The 2,165-nt window shown below is 56.1% G+C and carries 1 protein-coding gene; it reads right to left on the bottom strand.

What is annotated here, in order from left to right; all coding sequences use genetic code 11:
- Window positions 1-74 precede the first annotated feature (74 nt).
- Window positions 75-2,165 (bottom strand): glycosyl hydrolase family 95 catalytic domain-containing protein (locus tag AB4043_RS23260; RefSeq protein WP_442308234.1); only part of this gene is annotated, 2,091 nt, incomplete at its 5' end.

The raw sequence follows: 2,165 nt of genomic DNA, 5'->3' as shown, positions 1-2,165 counted from the left end.
CCCATGTACCGTGTGCCCCGTGTCCCTCGGGGACATGGGCCCGGCTTCTCGCCGGTGATGCGCTCGAGGTTTAGCTAGGCATGAAAGACAAAACGATAACGCCCCGACGCTGGAAACTTAACTTCGATCCCTGTATCGCGATCAGTCACGATCGCCGATCCCTTCGCACCCGGAATGCTGCGAATCTTTTTCGCCCTCGCAGGAAGCACAATCCGATGAGTGCCTGGCTGTTGCACCAGCATTGAGAGCTTCGCAATAGCTCCGTTGTTCCAGGCAATGTCGACCGTTACTCCTCCACGAGCTCTTAGTCCCGCAATGCTTCCATTTGGCCATGCTTGTGGCAGCGCGGGCAGAATCCGGATCACACCGTTATGGCTCTGAAGCAGCATCYCTGCTATCGCGGAGGTCGTGCCAAAATTTCCGTCAATCTGAAAGATCGCGCCATTCCCGGATGGATGTGTATCGAAGAAGTTGCCGGCGGTACTCACCTTCATATGCATCTGAAGCGAGGTCCAGGCCTGCCCTCCATCTCCAAGGCGAGCCCAAAGATTAGACGCCCATGCGCGGCTCCATCCCGTATACGCTCCGCCATTAGCCAGCCGTCGTTCCAATGAGACGCGGCCTGCCGCCATCCACTTCGGAGCGCTCTCCATGTCGAACTCATTACCAGGGTAGAGCGGATAGAGGTGAGACATGTGCCGTTGCCCTGGCGTGGACTCAGCAAAATCGACAGACCACTCCTGTAACTGGCCGTACTTTCCGACCGCATAGGGAATCATGCCGTCACGTCGATGGCCAAGATGTGCTGCCCACTCCGTATCGATCCCGAGAACTCTGGACGCTTCGATGCAGTTCTTAAAGAGCTCACGGACGAGTGCGATATCCATCGTGCAGCCGGCGCTGACATTTGCCTTCTTCCCATCCGGAGCCATGAAGTCATTCTCGGTAGAAACGGATGGACAGGTTGTGAGTCTTCCTTTTCCATCTGAAACCAGCCAGGCGGAGCAGAATTCCGCCGCACCCTTCATCAGGGGATACGCCTGTGATTCGAGAAATCCCTTGTCGCCGGTAAACAGGTAGTGCTCCCACAAATGAGCACACAGCCATGGAGCACTCATCGCGAAGTTTGCCCATGTGGGATCACCTTTGCCTTCACCTACCGGGCTGGAGAGACACCATCCATCAATGTTGTGATGAGAGACCCAGCCGGGCATGCCATAGTTCACTTCAGCGGTCTTCGCGCCGTTCTTCGCGAGCGTCTGCAGCATCTCGAATAACGGCTGATGGAACTCGGTGAGATTGCAGGTCTCCGCCAGCCAGTAATTCATCTGCACATTGATGTTCGAAGTCCAGTTAGAGCTCCACGGCGGGCGAAGCTCATTGTTCCAGATGCCCTGCAGGTTTGCCGGAAGTGTGCCCGGGCGAGAGCTGCTGATCAGAAGGTAGCGGCCAAAGTGGAAGTAAAGCGCCAGCAGAGACGGATCCGGCTTCTTCTCAAACTCTGCCACACGCTCTGCCGTGGAGCGGGTTCGATCCTGTTCTCCGAGATCGAGGGCGACGCGGCGAAAATACTTCTGATGCGCGGCGATGTGACGGTCGCGTAGAAGCTGGAGCGGCTTGGCCGCTGCTTTGTTCAATGTGGCCCGCACGCCGGCATGAATTTCGCTCGTGGGGCGATCCGGAACCTTGTCATAACTACGAAAACCCGTGCCGGCAGCGAAGAGTATGTGAGCCGACCGTACCTTCTCGATCTGCAGCACATTATTTGCAGCGTGTGCCCTTCCATCGTTTGAAAGGATGCGAGCTTCACTAACGAAGTACATGCCTTTGCCGGGCTCGTCTGAATACTGAATCGGATTGTCAGTCTTCAGGTAATTCGGTCTGCTGACCACCGGAGCCTTTCCCCGAATCACAAAGGCAGCATCGTTGACGTCGGCCACGTGTTGAAGCTGGCTGTCCAGACGCACCGTGACGGTGACCGGTTCCGATGCCTCGATCGACATCACCAGCACATTGTCAGGATAGGAGACAAAGCACCGCTTGGTAACATTCACGTTCCCCAATCGAAACGTGGTCTGTGCAATCGCTGTATCGAGATTCAGCTCGCGGCGGTACTCTCTTACCTCTTCATGGCTCTCTGCATCGCCAAACAGAGTGACATATAG

The sequence above is a fragment of the Terriglobus sp. YAF25 genome, assembly GCF_052113305.1.
Classification (GTDB): Bacteria; Acidobacteriota; Terriglobia; order Terriglobales; family Acidobacteriaceae; genus Terriglobus.
This window is presented reverse-complemented; position numbering and strand designations above follow the sequence as displayed.